This window comes from Bacillus sp. ok061 (genome assembly GCF_900108285.1).
In the GTDB taxonomy this organism is placed as follows: Bacteria; Bacillota; Bacilli; order Bacillales; family Bacillaceae_G; genus Bacillus_A; species Bacillus_A thuringiensis_S.
In genome coordinates this window covers 42,038-56,190 of the sequence record NZ_FNUW01000022.1, presented here as the reverse complement: position 1 = coordinate 56,190, position 14,153 = coordinate 42,038, and the positions used below count along the sequence as shown (strand labels likewise).

The following is a 14,153-nucleotide window of genomic DNA, read 5'->3' as shown; positions in this document are numbered from 1 at the left end:
AAATATCGCTGCTTTTTTTATTTGTTCATTTTTAATAAATTGAAACTTTAATTAGTGAGGCATCCCTACTGATTATTAGCCCTCACCGATCGGGATAGACGTTTTACTTTTTGGGAATGATGAAGGAGAATTTTTTACACAAAAGTATTTTACTTATACAATTCACACATGTAAAATGATGTGTAAAGACACCTGTGTGAGGAGGACTTCTAGTGGGCAAGGTAAAAGAAATTTCGAAGCGCAAACTACTTGGTATAGCTGGGCTTGGATGGCTATTTGATGCAATGGATGTTGGAATGCTTTCATTTGTAATGGTAGCCTTGCAAAAGGATTGGGGATTAACGAGCCAGGAAATGGGCTGGATAGGCAGTATTAACTCAATCGGTATGGCAGTAGGAGCGCTTATTTTTGGGATACTATCAGATAAAATAGGCCGAAAATCAGTCTTTATTATTACATTATTATTATTTTCTATCGGTAGTGGTTTAACTGCATTAACGACGACACTCGCGATGTTTCTCGTTTTACGCTTTTTAATTGGTATGGGGCTTGGCGGAGAGCTTCCGGTTGCCTCTACATTAGTATCAGAGAGTGTTGAAGCGCATGAGCGTGGGAAAATTGTTGTGTTATTAGAAAGTTTTTGGGCAGGTGGATGGCTAATTGCAGCCCTTATCTCGTATTTTGTTATTCCGAAATATGGTTGGGAAGTTGCGATGGTATTGAGTGCAGTTCCAGCACTATATGCTTTATATTTAAGGTGGAATTTACCGGATTCCCCAAGGTTTCAAAAAGTTGAAAAAAGACCATCTGTTATTGAAAATATAAAATCAGTTTGGTCTGGGGAATATCGTAAAGCAACAATTATGCTATGGATTCTATGGTTTTGTGTTGTCTTTTCTTATTATGGAATGTTCCTTTGGTTACCGAGTGTAATGGTGCTAAAAGGATTTAGTTTAATAAAAAGTTTCCAATACGTACTTATTATGACATTAGCTCAACTTCCAGGATATTTCACCGCTGCTTGGTTTATTGAACGTCTCGGTCGTAAATTTGTGTTGGTTACGTATTTAATCGGGACAGCTTGCAGTGCCTATTTGTTTGGGGTTGCGGATTCATTAACAGTATTAATTGTGGCAGGTATGTTACTATCCTTCTTTAACTTAGGTGCTTGGGGAGCATTATACGCCTATACACCTGAACAGTATCCGACGGTTATTCGTGGTACTGGTGCAGGAATGGCAGCAGCATTTGGGCGTATTGGTGGTATTCTAGGGCCACTATTAGTGGGGTATTTAGTTGCCTCAGAAGCTTCACTATCACTAATATTTACGATTTTCTGCGGATCAATTTTAATTGGTGTATTCGCTGTAGTAATACTTGGACAGGAAACGAAGCAACGAGAATTAGTATAAAGTGAAATTTTAAACGTAGCCCTGACCGTTTATTATCCTACACTACTCAGCTCTTTCTAGGCAGTTAATGTAGGATAAAGGGGGAGAGGAAACCGAAGTGGTTTCCTTTTTTCTGTTTTTTTAGATAAATAATGGTATAGTAAGAAAAAGGGATTATTTCTTATAAAAGCGAATGTATACAGCAGGACATATGGACAAAGAATTAGGTGGTTGAAGAAATGAAAATTTTACTGATCATGGAAGAGGCAAAAGAGAGAAGAAAGTTAGCTGAAAATTTCACTGAAAATATGAGAAATGTAGAATGTTTTGAAGCAAAGACAGGAACAGAATCTTTATTTATGATGAAAAAACATATACCAGACTTTGTTTTTTTAAGTTCCAAATTACTAGATGGTACTGGTTTTGAATATGCAAGTTTATTACGAGAAATAAATTGCTATACAAAATTTATTTTTGTAGGTGAAAACATAGAAGAATCCATTACAGCTTTTCGTTTCCAAGCATTTTATTATTTATTACGACCATTTCGTGAAGAAGATTTACAATTTCTTTTATATAAAATAGGTAAAGAACAAGGTGAGAAAGCAAAGAGTTATTTGCGGAAACTACCGATAGAAAGCCAAGAGGGTATACGATATATTCTTCCAGAAGATATCGTATATGTAAGTAAAAATAAAGAAAATAAAACTGTTTCAATTTACACAACGAATAATCAGTATATTTCAACATATACACTTCAGGAATTAGAAAATAAGCTAAATGCATATGATTTTTTACGTGTGCATAAAAGCTATTTAATTAATATGTCATATGTAAAAGAACTGAAACCTTATTATAATGGCACGTATAATTTGTATTTAGATAGGTATGATGAGCAACCGATTCCAGTCAGTCGTAATTATGTAAAACGCCTTCGAAATAACATTGAATTATAGTAGGTAATGAGAGTATTTTAACATGATAAACTGAAAATCCTTCATGATAGGGAGGATTCAAGTTAAATATTCAGAAAATTTAGTACAATCTCCACTAAGAAATAGTATTGGGGGAATTGTATGTGAAGACATTGAAATCGATCTTACTTTGGGGCGTTATTACAGCAGTAGGAGCAGGTGCTTTTGGGGTGATAGCTTTATCACAAGGTGAAACCATTAATGCTGTATGGCTCTTAGTAGCTGCTGTATGTGTATATGCAGTTGCTTATCGCTTTTATAGTAGATTTATAGCGAGAAAGGTTTTTAATTTAGATGATAATCGGCAAACACCAGCCCATACATTAAATGATGGGAAAGACTATGTTCCAACAAATAAGTGGGTATTGTTTGGACATCACTTTGCAGCGATTGCTGGGGCGGGACCTTTAGTAGGACCGATTTTAGCAGCACAAATGGGATATTTACCAGGGACCATTTGGATTATTGTTGGGGTAGTTGTTGCGGGGGCTGTCCAAGATTTTGTCATTTTATTTGCTTCGATGAGACGTAATGGTAAATCGTTAGGAGAAATGATTAAGGATGAGATTGGGCCTGTTACAGGACTAATTGCAATGATAGGTATTTTAGGAATTATGATTATTTTATTAGCAGTATTAGCGTTAGTCGTAGTAAAGGCACTGATTGGAAGTCCTTGGGGAATGTTTACGATAGCAGCAACTATTCCTATCGCTATTTTAATGGGAGTTTACATGCGCTATATTAGGCCTGGTCGTGTTGGAGAAGGGTCAGTAATTGGTATTATCCTACTTATTTTATCTCTTATTGGAGGACAGTATGTAGCAGAAAATCCAACACTTGCAAGTATGTTCACATTTAGTGGTGAAACAATTGCTATTATGCTTATTGTATATGGATTTATTGCATCTGCATTACCAGTTTGGATGTTATTAGCACCACGTGATTATTTAAGTACATTTTTAAAAGTTGGAACAATTGTTGGATTGGCGATAGGTATTTTAATTGTAGCACCTGATTTACAAATGCCAGCAGTTTCGCAATTTATTGATGGAACAGGTCCTGTTTTCTCCGGTAATTTATTCCCATTCTTATTTATTACGATTGCCTGTGGTGCAGTCTCTGGATTCCATGCTCTTGTTTCATCAGGTACGACGCCAAAAATGATTGAACAAGAGGGACATGCACAGCCAATTGGTTACGGAGCAATGTTAATGGAGTCGTTTGTAGCTGCGATGGCAATGATTGCAGCTTGTGTATTAACACCAGGAACTTATTTTGCGATTAATAGTCCGGCAGCACTTATTGGTACGGATGTATCGCAGGCAGCTCAAGTTATTTCTTCATGGGGATTTGCTATTACACCAAATGAACTAAAAGAACTTGCTGTAAATGTTGGAGAGCAAACAATTTTATCACGTACAGGTGGCGCACCAACGTTAGCGATAGGTATGGCATATATTTTCTCACAAGTAATAGGTGGAACGGCGATGATGGCATTCTGGTATCATTTTGCTATTCTCTTTGAAGCCCTATTTATTTTAACAACGATTGACGCAGGAACGCGTGTAGGACGATTTATGATTCAAGATATCTTAGGGCATGTATATAAGCCGTTTGCGAAAACAGATTCTACATTAGCGAATGTGATAGCTACAACGTTATGTGTATTAGGATGGGGTTATTTTTTGTACCAAGGGGTAGTAGACCCGCTTGGTGGAATTAATACATTATGGCCACTTTTCGGTATTGCAAATCAAATGTTAGCAGGTATTGCATTATTACTTGGAACGACAATTTTGTTCAAAATGGGGAAAAAGGCATATGTTTGGGTGACACTTATTCCAACTGTTGGATTGCTTATTGTAACGATGACGGCGGGTTATCAAAAGCTATTTCATGAAAACCCTAAAATAGGATTTCTATCTCATGCAAAGGTGTTCCAGGGAGCATTAGATGAGGGGAAAGTGTTAGCACCAGCTAAAAATGTTGCTCAAATGAAGCAAATTATTTTCAATGATTATATTGATGCAGCGCTTTGCGGGATTTTTATGATAGTTGTAATCGCTGTATTAATTTCTGCAATTCGAATTTGGATTCAAGTATTAAGAAATAAGCCGATGCCGCTAAAAGAGGCACCATATATTTCTAGAGATGAAAGTGAGTCGAGGAACTATTATGCTTAAACGACTACGGAAAGTATGGGGGGAAAGAAAACGCTTTATTAGTTTGCTCGTTGGGGTACCAAGTTATGAAGTATATGTGGAGCATATGAAAAAGCATCATCCTGAAGAAGAGGTTGTATGTCAAAAGCAATTTTTTGCTGAGGCACAAGAAGCAAGATTTAATGCAAAGGATGGAAAAATATCACGCTGTTGTTAATGAAAAAGGGCGAGTTTTCGCCCTTTTTATTTTTTTGCTGTTTCACGTGGAACAGCAAAAAATAAACAAAAAACTTTGGGAATTATAGGGATTTCGTATACAATAAAGTGAGGAAGGGGATAGATGGAAAAGTAGGGAGATTATTTTATGTTAAGGGACTTATTTGTAAATACAACAATTATTCTTTCCTTTATTTTTGTTGGAGGTCAGCTTTTAAGAGATAGGCCGTTAAAAGAAGAGTTTTCTCTTTGGCAGAAATGTGTAGTAGGTATTCTTACTGGAATATTAGGTATATTACTAATGTATTTCGGTGTTCATGTTGGTACCATCCTATTGGATTTGCGCTACTTAGCTGTTATTTTAGCTGTTATAATTGGAGGCCCGATAGCGAGTACTATAGCTGTTAGTATGATTTTAGTAACTAGGTTATTATTTATGGATTATTCATTAGCTTCTCAAGTAGCTTTTTATACAATTATTGCGATAGGAGTAGGTAGTATCTTTATTTCGCGTCTAAATCTCTCTCTAGGAGAAAAGTGGGCATGGTTACATACATATATTTTATCTATTCTAATCCCCTCACTATATATATGGTTAATTAAAGATATTAACATAGTAGGATTATATTTAATTTCTAGTATTATTACAGGCTACATAACATTCATAAGTGCAAATTACGTTTTACAATCCAATGAGTTATTCCAAACGATGAAGCAATACGCAACGGTAGACGCATTGACAGGTCTAGGAAACGTAAGACAGTTTGATTTAGAGATGAATCGTCATATTAGTAATAAGAACATGAAAAATGATTCGCTTTGTTTACTACTTATAGATATTGACCACTTTAAGTATGTAAATGATACGTACGGGCATCCTGCAGGGGACGAAGTGTTAAAACAAGTAGGATGTATTTTACGAGAAACTTCACAATTTCCAGATTTGGCTTTTCGAAAGGGTGGAGAGGAGTTTGCGCTTTTGATACCGAATAAGGGATTAGCTTACGGAATTCGTATGGGCGAGCAAATTCGTATAGCTGTTGAAAGTCACTCATTTCAATTGTTAGATGGAACAAAAATAAAAATTACGGTTTCGGTAGGGGTTTCAGAGTATGAAGGGTCATCAGAGCAATTTATTCAAGCGGCGGATGATGCGTTATACTACTCGAAACGAAATGGTAGAAATAAGGTCAGTTCTGCATCTTAAAGATAAGATGACCAGAAGACATAAAGCTTATAAAAAACACTCACAGAGGCAATGTATGAACCTTGTGAGTGTTTTTATTTATATATTAGACAAGTTCTTTTGATACAACGAATTTACGATATGCACCATGGTGAGTCGGACCTACGTATTCGTTAATTTTGAATGAGTAACGAATAGCAGCTGTGATGAATTCTTTAGCAGTTTTTACTGCTTCTTTCACAGGTTTTCCTTTTGCAAGTTCTGCTGTAATTGCAGCAGAATATGTACAACCTGCACCGTGTGTATTGGTTGTATCGATTTTTTCTGATTCTAGAAGGTCGAATGTTTCTCCATCATATAGGACGTCGATTGCAGTTTCCGTACCAAGTTTGCTTCCACCTTTAATTAGTACGTATTTGGCACCTAAAGCGTGGATTTTCTTCGCTGCTTCTTTCATGTCCTCAAGAGAATTAATTTTCACACCGCTTAATTGGTAAGCTTCAAATAAGTTTGGTGTTACAACTAATGCCTTTGGCACAAGAACGTCACGTAAGCAATCGTTCGTTTCAGGATGTAATGCTTCATCTGCACCTTTACATACCATAACAGGGTCAACTACTACATTTTTGAAATTGTGCTTTTCGATTGTTTCTGCAACCATTTCAATAATTTCTACTGATCCAAGCATACCTGTTTTTAAAGCGTCTACGCCAACACCTTCAATTGTTGTTTCTAATTGTGGTTTTAATGTAGAAGCTGGGATTGGAAATACGTTATGTGCCCAACCGTTATGTGGATCCATCGTTACGATTGTTGTAAGAGATGTCATTCCGTATACGCCAAGTTCTTGGAATGTTTTTAAATCTGCTTGTATACCAGCACCGCCACTTGTGTCAGAACCAGCGATAGTAAGTGCTTTATTTAATGTCATTATGAAAGCCCCCTCAAGTGATATAATGAAAACTATGTTTTCACCATTATATCAATGTTACGAATAAGTACAAAGTGAAAAGTAGATGATTTATTTTAAGAGCTATTTAAAATCTTGTATGCAGGAGACTGAATATGTTTCGAGATAATCGTACAAATGAATTAGTTATATTAAAGGAAATTGCAGAAACATTAAATACATCAAATGATACATATCATGTATTGCAAGCAGTGCTAGAAAAATTGCTCAGTGTAACAGGTTTAACGACAGGCTGGATTTTTCTCGCGGATGAAAATGGGAAGTATACGAAGGTGATCGATTACCAGTTACCAGAGGCACTTACATATGAAAATAAACGCCCGATGTGTGAAGGTGAGTGTTGGTGTTTACGCGGCTTCGTAGATGGGAAATTAGAGAGAGCCGTTAATATTATTGAATGTAAAAGAATTAATAATGCAATTGAATATAATTGGGGAGATACAGAAGGAATTCTTCATCATGCTACGGTTCCTTTAAAGGCTGGAGGAGAGAAATTTGGTGTTTTAAATGTAGCTAGCCCAGGTAAAACACATTTTTCGGAAGAAGAATTAGTATTGCTCCAATCAGTTGCTTTCCAAATCGGTACGGCTTTAAAGCGAACAAAATTATATGAAAATGAAAAGCGAAGAGCACATTATTATGTGAAATTGGAGCGGTTTATTCAAGCTTTAAAAACGATTCATAAGTTTAATGTATTACCTGAAAAAGTGGTAAATCACGTAGGTGAAGTATTTCAGTGGAATCAAGTGGCGTTTTTTATTAGGGAAGAAATAGAGTTATCTTTGCGAGCTTCTTATGGGCAGGAAGAGTTACAAGAGGATGTAAAAGAAGCGGCAAAGAAGGCGTTAGAACAAGGTGAGCTAGCTCTATTAAAACATGTAAATGGAGTTGTTATTGCTACGCCAATACATATTCAAAATCATATATTTGGTGTTTTATGTGTTAGTTTAAATAATGGGGAATTTGATGTTAATACAATAGATATAATTCAAGCGTTATCGAATCACGTTTCATTAATAATAGAGAATCTAAGATTAAACGAACAGCGCCGTGAACTCGTACGAATGGAAGAAAGAAACCGATTAGCAAGGGATTTACATGATTCTGTTTCGCAAAAATTATTTTCATTAACCTTTATGACAAAAGGGGCTGAGGCAGTTTTAAAAGGTCAAAATGAAAAGGTTGACCAATCTTTGCATGAGATGCGTGAACTAGCGCAAGGAGCTTTAAAGGAAATGAGAACATTAATTTGGCAGCTTCGTCCGGCAGGGTTAGAAAAAGGTTTATTACCAGCTTTAAAGCAGTACGGTGAAAACTTGGGACTGAAAATTAGGGAACAAGTTACAGGTGTTCGTGATTTACCGCGTGTAGTAGAGGAAGCGCTATGGAGAATTGGACAAGAAGCTTTAAATAACGTAAGTAAACATGCGAATGTCAGAGAAGCAACGATTTATTTCAAAGTGACAGAGAAGAATGTATCATTAGAAATAGTCGATCAAGGAAAGGGCTTTGTAGAAAAGGATATAAAAGAGAAGAAATCACTCGGCATGACTACGATGCGTGAAAGAGTAGAATTAGTTGGTGGAACAATTAAAATTGTAAGTAGTAAGAAGCGAACGAGCGTAAAAGTAAAAGTACCATTATGATGTGAAAATGAGGGAAGTTTGTGAAAATAAAAGTATTGTTAGTCGATGATCATACAGTCGTTTTAAAAGGATTAGCATTTTTCTTAAGTACACAGGAAGATTTAGCGTTAGTTGGAGAAGCAAATAATGGGAAAGAAGCGTTAGTGAAAGTAGGGGAGACGAATCCAGATGTTGTATTAATGGATTTATATATGCCCGAAATGGATGGTGTCGAGGCGACGGCGTGCATCAAAAAAGAATATCCGAATGTGAAAGTAATTGTATTAACTAGCTTTTCTGATCAGGCGCATGTTTTACCAGCGTTAAGGGCGGGGGCAAGTGGGTATATTTTAAAAGATGTAGAACCAGATCAGCTTGTTGAAGCTATTCGAAGCGCATATAAAGGGAATATTCAATTGCATCCGGATATAGCAAATACTCTTCTCTCTCAAACATTACCTGTGGAAGAAAAGGAAGAAGAACCTTTTCTTCAAGTGGGTGTGCTAACGGCGAGAGAAAATGAAGTGTTGCAACTATTAGCAAAAGGGATGAGCAATAAGGAAATTGCATCTGTTTTAGTTATTACAGAAAAGACAGTTAAGGCACATGTAAGTAGCATTTTAAGTAAATTAAATTTATCCGATCGTACGCAAGCGGCGTTATATGCAGTGAAAAATGGAATTGTATAAGACGAAAGTCGTAAGACCTAGTTCGCCTTTAGAAGGTGGACTTTTTTTATGGAAAAATACGTCTATGTGAGGACGAAATTGTCCTGATATAAAGATAAAATATGTTTGTAAGCAACAAAACAACAATTACAAGGGATACCTTTTTTGAAAGCATATAACAACATAAGAGTGAGTACTAGGAGGAAGAAATAATGGCAACAGTTTTATTCGTTAAAGCAAACAACCGCCCAGCGGAACAAGCAGTTAGTGTAAAATTATATGAGGCATTTTTAGCAAACTATAAAGAAGCACATCCAAATGATACAGTAGTAGAACTTGATTTATATAAAGAAGAATTACCATATGTAGGCGTAGACATGATCAATGGTACATTTAAGGTAGGTAAAGGATTTGATTTAACAGAAGAAGAGGCAAAAGCAGTAGCAGTTGCTGATAAGTATTTAAATCAATTCCTAGAAGCTGATAAAGTTGTTTTCGGCTTCCCATTATGGAACTTAACGATTCCAGCAGTGCTACACACATATATTGATTATTTAAACCGTGCTGGTAAAACGTTCAAATATACGCCAGAGGGTCCAGTTGGCCTAATCGGAGATAAGAAGATTGCATTATTAAATGCACGAGGCGGCGTATATTCAGAAGGTCCAGCAGCTGAGGTAGAAATGGCTGTTAAATATGTAGCAAGTATGATGGGCTTCTTCGGCGCAACAAACATGGAAACAGTAGTTATTGAAGGACATAACCAATTCCCAGATAAAGCAGAAGAAATTATTGCTGCAGGTCTTGAAGAAGCAGCTAAAGTAGCAAGTAAATTTTAATTTAAATTATAATCGTCACTCGAAAAAACAGCATTAACGTTTACATGTTAATGCTGTTTTTTTATATTTTTAGTTCATCAGCAAGTTTTTCTAATGTATTTCGATCTTTTATATAATATGTTCGGCCTTCTTTTCTTAAATAATTTTGTTGGCAAAACTGATTTAATACATATAAAAGATGACGGTAGCTGACATTTAAATATTCCGAGGCCTCGGTATGCTTTTCTATATAACAATTATTTTGCTCTGTTAATAGAATAAAAGCAGCTAATCGATTTTCGAAAGGATAACTATAGTTTTTTGCGTAATTTTCAGTGCGAGTAATTGTCTTTTCTCCAATAAATTTGCATAAGTGCTGTAAAAACGTTGCATCTTGTAATAAAAGTTGCTGACAATTTTTAAGAGGAAGTGCCAAACACATACAATCTTCTAGTACTTCAACGGACTTAGTAATATTTTCTACTCCTATTAATCCTAATTCCCCGATAAAAGATGGTGCTTGAATAAAGTTAATTAATGAAACCTTCCCGTTTTGATGACTCATATATATTTTTGCTTTCCCAGAAATTAAGTAATAGAGATAAGGAAGAGCATTTCCTTCGCTACATATCATCTCTTTCGTTTGAAAAGAATGTAGCTCTACATATGGCAAGACATGAAATGAAAATAGGGTATGGAATTGATGGATTTGCATGTATTGATAAATTTCTTCCTCATTTTTGCTGATTTTCATATTTTCACCCCCATGTATAGTATGAGATATCTCCTATTATCTTTACAAGAAGGAATGATACGATTTATGTAAATTTGTTTTTGTAGAAAAGAGAGTGTGATGAATTTATGAAAAAATATAAAACATTGTTATTTGATGTAGATGATACATTACTAGATTTCCAAAAGGCTGAAAAAGTGGCTTTACGGGTGCTTTTTGAAGAGAAGGGAATTCCTTTAACAGACGAGATAGAGGCTCGTTATAAAAAAATAAATAAAGGTCTTTGGGATGCTTTTGAAAAAGGTGAGCTATCACGTAATGAAGTTGTAAATACACGATTTTCTCTGTTGTTTAAAGAGTATGGAGAAGAAGTAGACGGTATATTATTCGAAAATAATTATCGTAGCTACTTAGAAGAAGGAAATCAACTCATGCAAGGTGCGTTTGAATTTATAAAACAAATTCAAGGGGAGTATGAGTTGTATATAGTGACAAATGGTGTTTCTAAGACGCAAGATAAACGTTTGCGTAATGCAGGGTTACATTCATTATTTAAAGATGTTTTTATTTCGGAAGATACAGGTTTTCAAAAGCCGATGAAAGAGTATTTTGATTATGTTTTTGAACGGATTCCTAACTTTGCACCTGAAGAAGGGCTGATTATTGGGGATTCATTAAGTGCCGATATTAAAGGTGGATATGTAGCAGGAATTGATACTTGTTGGTTTAATCCAGAAAGGAAATTAAATGATAGTGGGATTATACCGACATATGAAGTGCATAATTTTGAAGAATTATACGCTCTATTAAAACAGTTTGTTTAATGAAAATAGATGATTGGGGTTTATTTTACATGAATCATTTTTTCTAAAGGTCTTTTTCGAGTTAGTATGGAATATATTTCTTTTGTTTCTTTATATGAAATTGTTAACATTTATTTTAGAACATTCAGAAAAAACTGTTTGACATTAGGAAATTATTGCTATAAAATCAACGGTAATTGCATAGTCTTATCAAGAAAAGGTGGAGGGACAGGCCCGATGAAACCTTGGCAACAGCCGTATAACGGAATTGTGCCAAATCCTGCAGGTAGTAATCCTGAGAGATAAGAAAGAGCCTTTAGAGCGTGTTTTCAAACTGCTCCTTTCTTGTTTTCAGGAAAGGGGCAGTTTTTTATTTTGTATAAAAGAAAGGAGAATGAGAGATGGGAGAATCATGGGGAAAAGGAACGATTTGTGTGCAAGGTGGCTATACGCCAAAGAATGGTGAACCACGTGTTTTACCACTTTATCAAAGCACAACGTATAAATACGATACTTCGGATGATTTAGCAGCTCTATTTAACTTAGAGGCAGAAGGATATATTTATACGCGTATTGGAAACCCTACTCTAGCCGCATTTGAGCAGAAGTTATCAGATTTAGAAGGCGGTGTAGGAGCTGTCGCAACGGCTTCTGGGCAAGCAGCTATTATGCTCGCAGTTTTAAATATTTGTAGTAGTGGGGATCATTTACTTTGTTCTTCAACGGTTTACGGGGGAACGTTTAATTTATTTGGAGTGAGTTTGCGTAAGCTGGGCATTGATGTTACGTTCTTTAATCCAAATTTAACAGCAGATGAAATTACGGCACTTGCTAATGACAAGACGAAACTTATCTATGCAGAATCGTTAGGAAATCCAGCGATGAATGTTTTAAATTTTAAAGAATTTTCAGCTGCCGCTAAAGAATTAGAGGTACCTTTTATCGTTGATAATACATTAGCAACTCCTTATTTATGCCAGGCGTTTGAACATGGGGCAAATATTATTGTTCATTCTACGACTAAATATATCGATGGGCATGCGAGCTCCTTAGGCGGTATTGTAATTGACGGTGGAAACTTTGATTGGACAAATGGAAAGTATCCTGAACTTGTTGAACCAGATCCAAGTTATCACGGTGTAAGTTACGTTCAAAACTTTGGTGCAGCAGCGTATATTGTGAAAGCACGTGTTCAGCTATTAAGAGATTATGGAAATTGTATGAGCCCATTCAATGCATATATTAGCAATATTGGCTTAGAGACTTTGCATTTACGAATGGAGCGTCATAGCGAAAATGCTCTTGCAGTTGCTAAGTGGCTTGCTAATCATGAACGTATTGAATGGGTGAATTATCCTGGATTAGATAGCAACGAAAATTACTCGTTAGCACAAACGTATTTGAAAAAAGGTGCTAGTGGTGTTTTAACATTCGGCATTAAGGGCGGATTAGAAGCAGCGAAAGAATTTATCGCAAATGTAAAACTAGCAACTCTCGTAACGCATGTAGCGGATGCACGAACTTGCGTTATACATCCTGCTAGCACAACGCATAGACAATTAAGTGCTGAAGATCAGCGTCTAGCTGGCGTTACATCAGATTTAATTCGTTTATCGGTTGGTATAGAAGATGTTTCTGATATTATTGCAGATTTAGAAGCAGCGCTAGTCGGAGGCAAAGAACATGCCGATCATAATTGATAAAGATTTACCAGCTCGCAAAGTGTTGCAGAAGGAAAATATTTTTGTAATGACGAAGGAGCGAGCAGAAACACAAGATATCCGGGCATTGAAAATTGCTATCTTAAATTTAATGCCTACAAAGCAAGAAACGGAAGCGCAATTACTTCGTTTAATTGGCAACACACCGTTGCAATTAGATGTTCACTTACTTCATATGGAATCACATTTGTCTCGTAATGTAGCGCAGGACCATTTAACGAGTTTCTATAAAACATTTCGTGATATTGAGAATGAGAAATTTGATGGACTTATTATTACAGGAGCACCAGTTGAAACTCTTTCTTTTGAAGAGGTAGATTATTGGGAAGAGCTTAAACGTATTATGGAGTATTCAAAAAAGAATGTAACATCTACGCTTCATATTTGCTGGGGGGCACAGGCTGGCTTGTACTATCATTATGGTGTTCCAAAGTATCCTCTTAAGGAAAAAATGTTCGGTGTATTTGAACATGAAGTCCGTGAGCAACATGTGAAATTGTTACAAGGGTTTGATGAATTGTTTTTTGCCCCGCATTCTCGTCATACAGAAGTACGAGAGAGTGATATTAGAGAGGTGACAGACTTAACATTATTAGCAAATTCTGAGGAAGCGGGTGTTCACCTTGTCATTGGGCAAGAAGGAAGGCAAGTGTTTGCCCTCGGGCATAGTGAATATAGTTGTGATACGTTAAAGCAAGAATACGAACGAGATCGTGACAAGGGATTAAATATTGATGTGCCAAAAAACTATTTTAAACATAATAATCCAGATGAAAAGCCGCTTGTTAGGTGGAGGAGTCATGGGAATTTATTGTTTTCTAATTGGTTGAATTATTACGTGTATCAAGAAACCCCTTATATATTGTAAAGAAAGATTGTGTAACAC

The 14,153-nt window shown here is 36.0% G+C and carries 13 protein-coding genes and 1 riboswitch; of the genes, 11 read left to right on the top strand and 2 right to left on the bottom strand.

The annotated features are described in order from the left end of the window. Positions 1-212: 212 nt before the first annotated feature. From C4S65_RS24015 to C4S65_RS23995, 5 genes are all read left to right on the top strand, one after another. Positions 213-1,412, top strand: coding sequence for an MFS transporter (locus C4S65_RS24015; RefSeq protein WP_000521104.1), 1,200 nt, complete (start codon positions 213-215; stop codon positions 1,410-1,412). A gap of 218 nt (positions 1,413-1,630) precedes the next feature. Continuing rightward, positions 1,631-2,347, top strand: coding sequence for a LytTR family DNA-binding domain-containing protein (locus C4S65_RS24010; RefSeq protein WP_098838264.1), 717 nt, complete (start codon positions 1,631-1,633; stop codon positions 2,345-2,347). A gap of 122 nt (positions 2,348-2,469) precedes the next feature. Further along, complete coding sequence (gene cstA, locus C4S65_RS24005) at positions 2,470-4,548, top strand: carbon starvation protein CstA (protein WP_000854307.1); 2,079 nt, start codon at positions 2,470-2,472, stop codon at positions 4,546-4,548. After that, the gene (locus tag C4S65_RS24000) at positions 4,541-4,744 is read left to right on the top strand and encodes a YbdD/YjiX family protein (protein ID WP_098617536.1); all 204 of its coding nucleotides are present in this window, start codon (positions 4,541-4,543) and stop codon (positions 4,742-4,744) included. The genes cstA and C4S65_RS24000 overlap by 8 nt, the downstream gene beginning before the upstream one ends. A 147-nt stretch (positions 4,745-4,891) precedes the next feature. Beyond that, positions 4,892-5,950 (top strand): diguanylate cyclase, encoded by a 1,059-nt coding sequence (locus C4S65_RS23995; RefSeq protein WP_000942922.1) that lies wholly within the window; start codon positions 4,892-4,894, stop codon positions 5,948-5,950. 85 nt (positions 5,951-6,035) lie between these two features. On the opposite strand, the gene pdxK is transcribed toward C4S65_RS23995, so the two are convergent. After that, positions 6,036-6,860: a pyridoxine/pyridoxal/pyridoxamine kinase gene (gene pdxK / locus C4S65_RS23990; protein ID WP_000174252.1), complete on the bottom strand. Its 825-nt coding sequence runs from the start codon at positions 6,858-6,860 to the stop codon at positions 6,036-6,038. A 134-nt stretch (positions 6,861-6,994) separates the two neighbouring features. Between pdxK and C4S65_RS23985 the strand changes: the two genes are divergently transcribed. The 3 genes from C4S65_RS23985 (at position 6,995) to C4S65_RS23975 (ending at position 10,031) form a co-directional block, all read left to right on the top strand. Further along, entirely contained in the window at positions 6,995-8,545 is a 1,551-nt protein-coding gene (locus tag C4S65_RS23985; protein WP_000488151.1) for a GAF domain-containing protein, read from the top strand. A 20-nt stretch (positions 8,546-8,565) separates the two neighbouring features. Continuing rightward, positions 8,566-9,213, top strand: coding sequence for a response regulator transcription factor (locus C4S65_RS23980; RefSeq protein WP_000695793.1), 648 nt, complete (start codon positions 8,566-8,568; stop codon positions 9,211-9,213). A gap of 191 nt (positions 9,214-9,404) precedes the next feature. Beyond that, a complete protein-coding gene (locus C4S65_RS23975; protein WP_000246735.1) occupies positions 9,405-10,031 on the top strand; it encodes an FMN-dependent NADH-azoreductase in 627 nt (208 codons plus the stop codon). A gap of 61 nt (positions 10,032-10,092) precedes the next feature. Here C4S65_RS23975 and C4S65_RS23970 read toward each other — a convergent pair whose 3' ends face one another. Continuing rightward, complete coding sequence (locus C4S65_RS23970; RefSeq protein ID WP_098285260.1) at positions 10,093-10,764, bottom strand: transcriptional regulator YeiL; 672 nt, start codon at positions 10,762-10,764, stop codon at positions 10,093-10,095. Positions 10,765-10,871: 107 nt separating this feature from the next. On the opposite strand from C4S65_RS23970, the gene C4S65_RS23965 reads away from it, so the two are divergent. The 3 genes from C4S65_RS23965 (at position 10,872) to metA (ending at position 14,135) form a co-directional block, all read left to right on the top strand. Continuing rightward, positions 10,872-11,567 carry a YjjG family noncanonical pyrimidine nucleotidase gene (locus tag C4S65_RS23965; RefSeq protein WP_061667928.1) on the top strand — a complete coding sequence of 232 codons (696 nt, stop codon included), beginning with the start codon at positions 10,872-10,874 and terminating at the stop codon, positions 11,565-11,567. A gap of 183 nt (positions 11,568-11,750) precedes the next feature. Next, positions 11,751-11,855, top strand: a riboswitch (SAM riboswitch). Positions 11,856-11,947: 92 nt separating this feature from the next. Beyond that, the gene (locus C4S65_RS23960) at positions 11,948-13,246 is read left to right on the top strand and encodes a bifunctional O-acetylhomoserine aminocarboxypropyltransferase/cysteine synthase (RefSeq protein WP_098285259.1); all 1,299 of its coding nucleotides are present in this window, start codon (positions 11,948-11,950) and stop codon (positions 13,244-13,246) included. Further along, complete coding sequence (gene metA, locus C4S65_RS23955) at positions 13,230-14,135, top strand: homoserine O-succinyltransferase (RefSeq protein WP_001121547.1); 906 nt, start codon at positions 13,230-13,232, stop codon at positions 14,133-14,135. The genes C4S65_RS23960 and metA overlap by 17 nt, the downstream gene beginning before the upstream one ends. Positions 14,136-14,153: the final 18 nt, after the last annotated feature.

Excerpts from the sequence above, each read along its gene's own strand:
- C4S65_RS24010 (WP_098838264.1), top strand. The coding sequence starts at position 1,631 with ATGAAAATTTTACTGATCATGGAAGAGGCAAAAGAGAGAAGAAAGTTA.
- C4S65_RS24000 (WP_098617536.1), top strand. The coding sequence starts at position 4,541 with ATGCTTAAACGACTACGGAAAGTATGGGGGGAAAGAAAACGCTTTATT.
- C4S65_RS23995 (WP_000942922.1), top strand. The coding sequence starts at position 4,892 with ATGTTAAGGGACTTATTTGTAAATACAACAATTATTCTTTCCTTTATT.
- pdxK (WP_000174252.1), bottom strand. The coding sequence starts at position 6,860 with ATGACATTAAATAAAGCACTTACTATCGCTGGTTCTGACACAAGTGGC.
- C4S65_RS23985 (WP_000488151.1), top strand. The coding sequence starts at position 6,995 with ATGTTTCGAGATAATCGTACAAATGAATTAGTTATATTAAAGGAAATT.
- C4S65_RS23975 (WP_000246735.1), top strand. The coding sequence starts at position 9,405 with ATGGCAACAGTTTTATTCGTTAAAGCAAACAACCGCCCAGCGGAACAA.
- C4S65_RS23970 (WP_098285260.1), bottom strand. The coding sequence starts at position 10,764 with ATGAAAATCAGCAAAAATGAGGAAGAAATTTATCAATACATGCAAATC.
- C4S65_RS23965 (WP_061667928.1), top strand. The coding sequence starts at position 10,872 with ATGAAAAAATATAAAACATTGTTATTTGATGTAGATGATACATTACTA.
- C4S65_RS23960 (WP_098285259.1), top strand. The coding sequence starts at position 11,948 with ATGGGAGAATCATGGGGAAAAGGAACGATTTGTGTGCAAGGTGGCTAT.
- metA (WP_001121547.1), top strand. The coding sequence starts at position 13,230 with ATGCCGATCATAATTGATAAAGATTTACCAGCTCGCAAAGTGTTGCAG.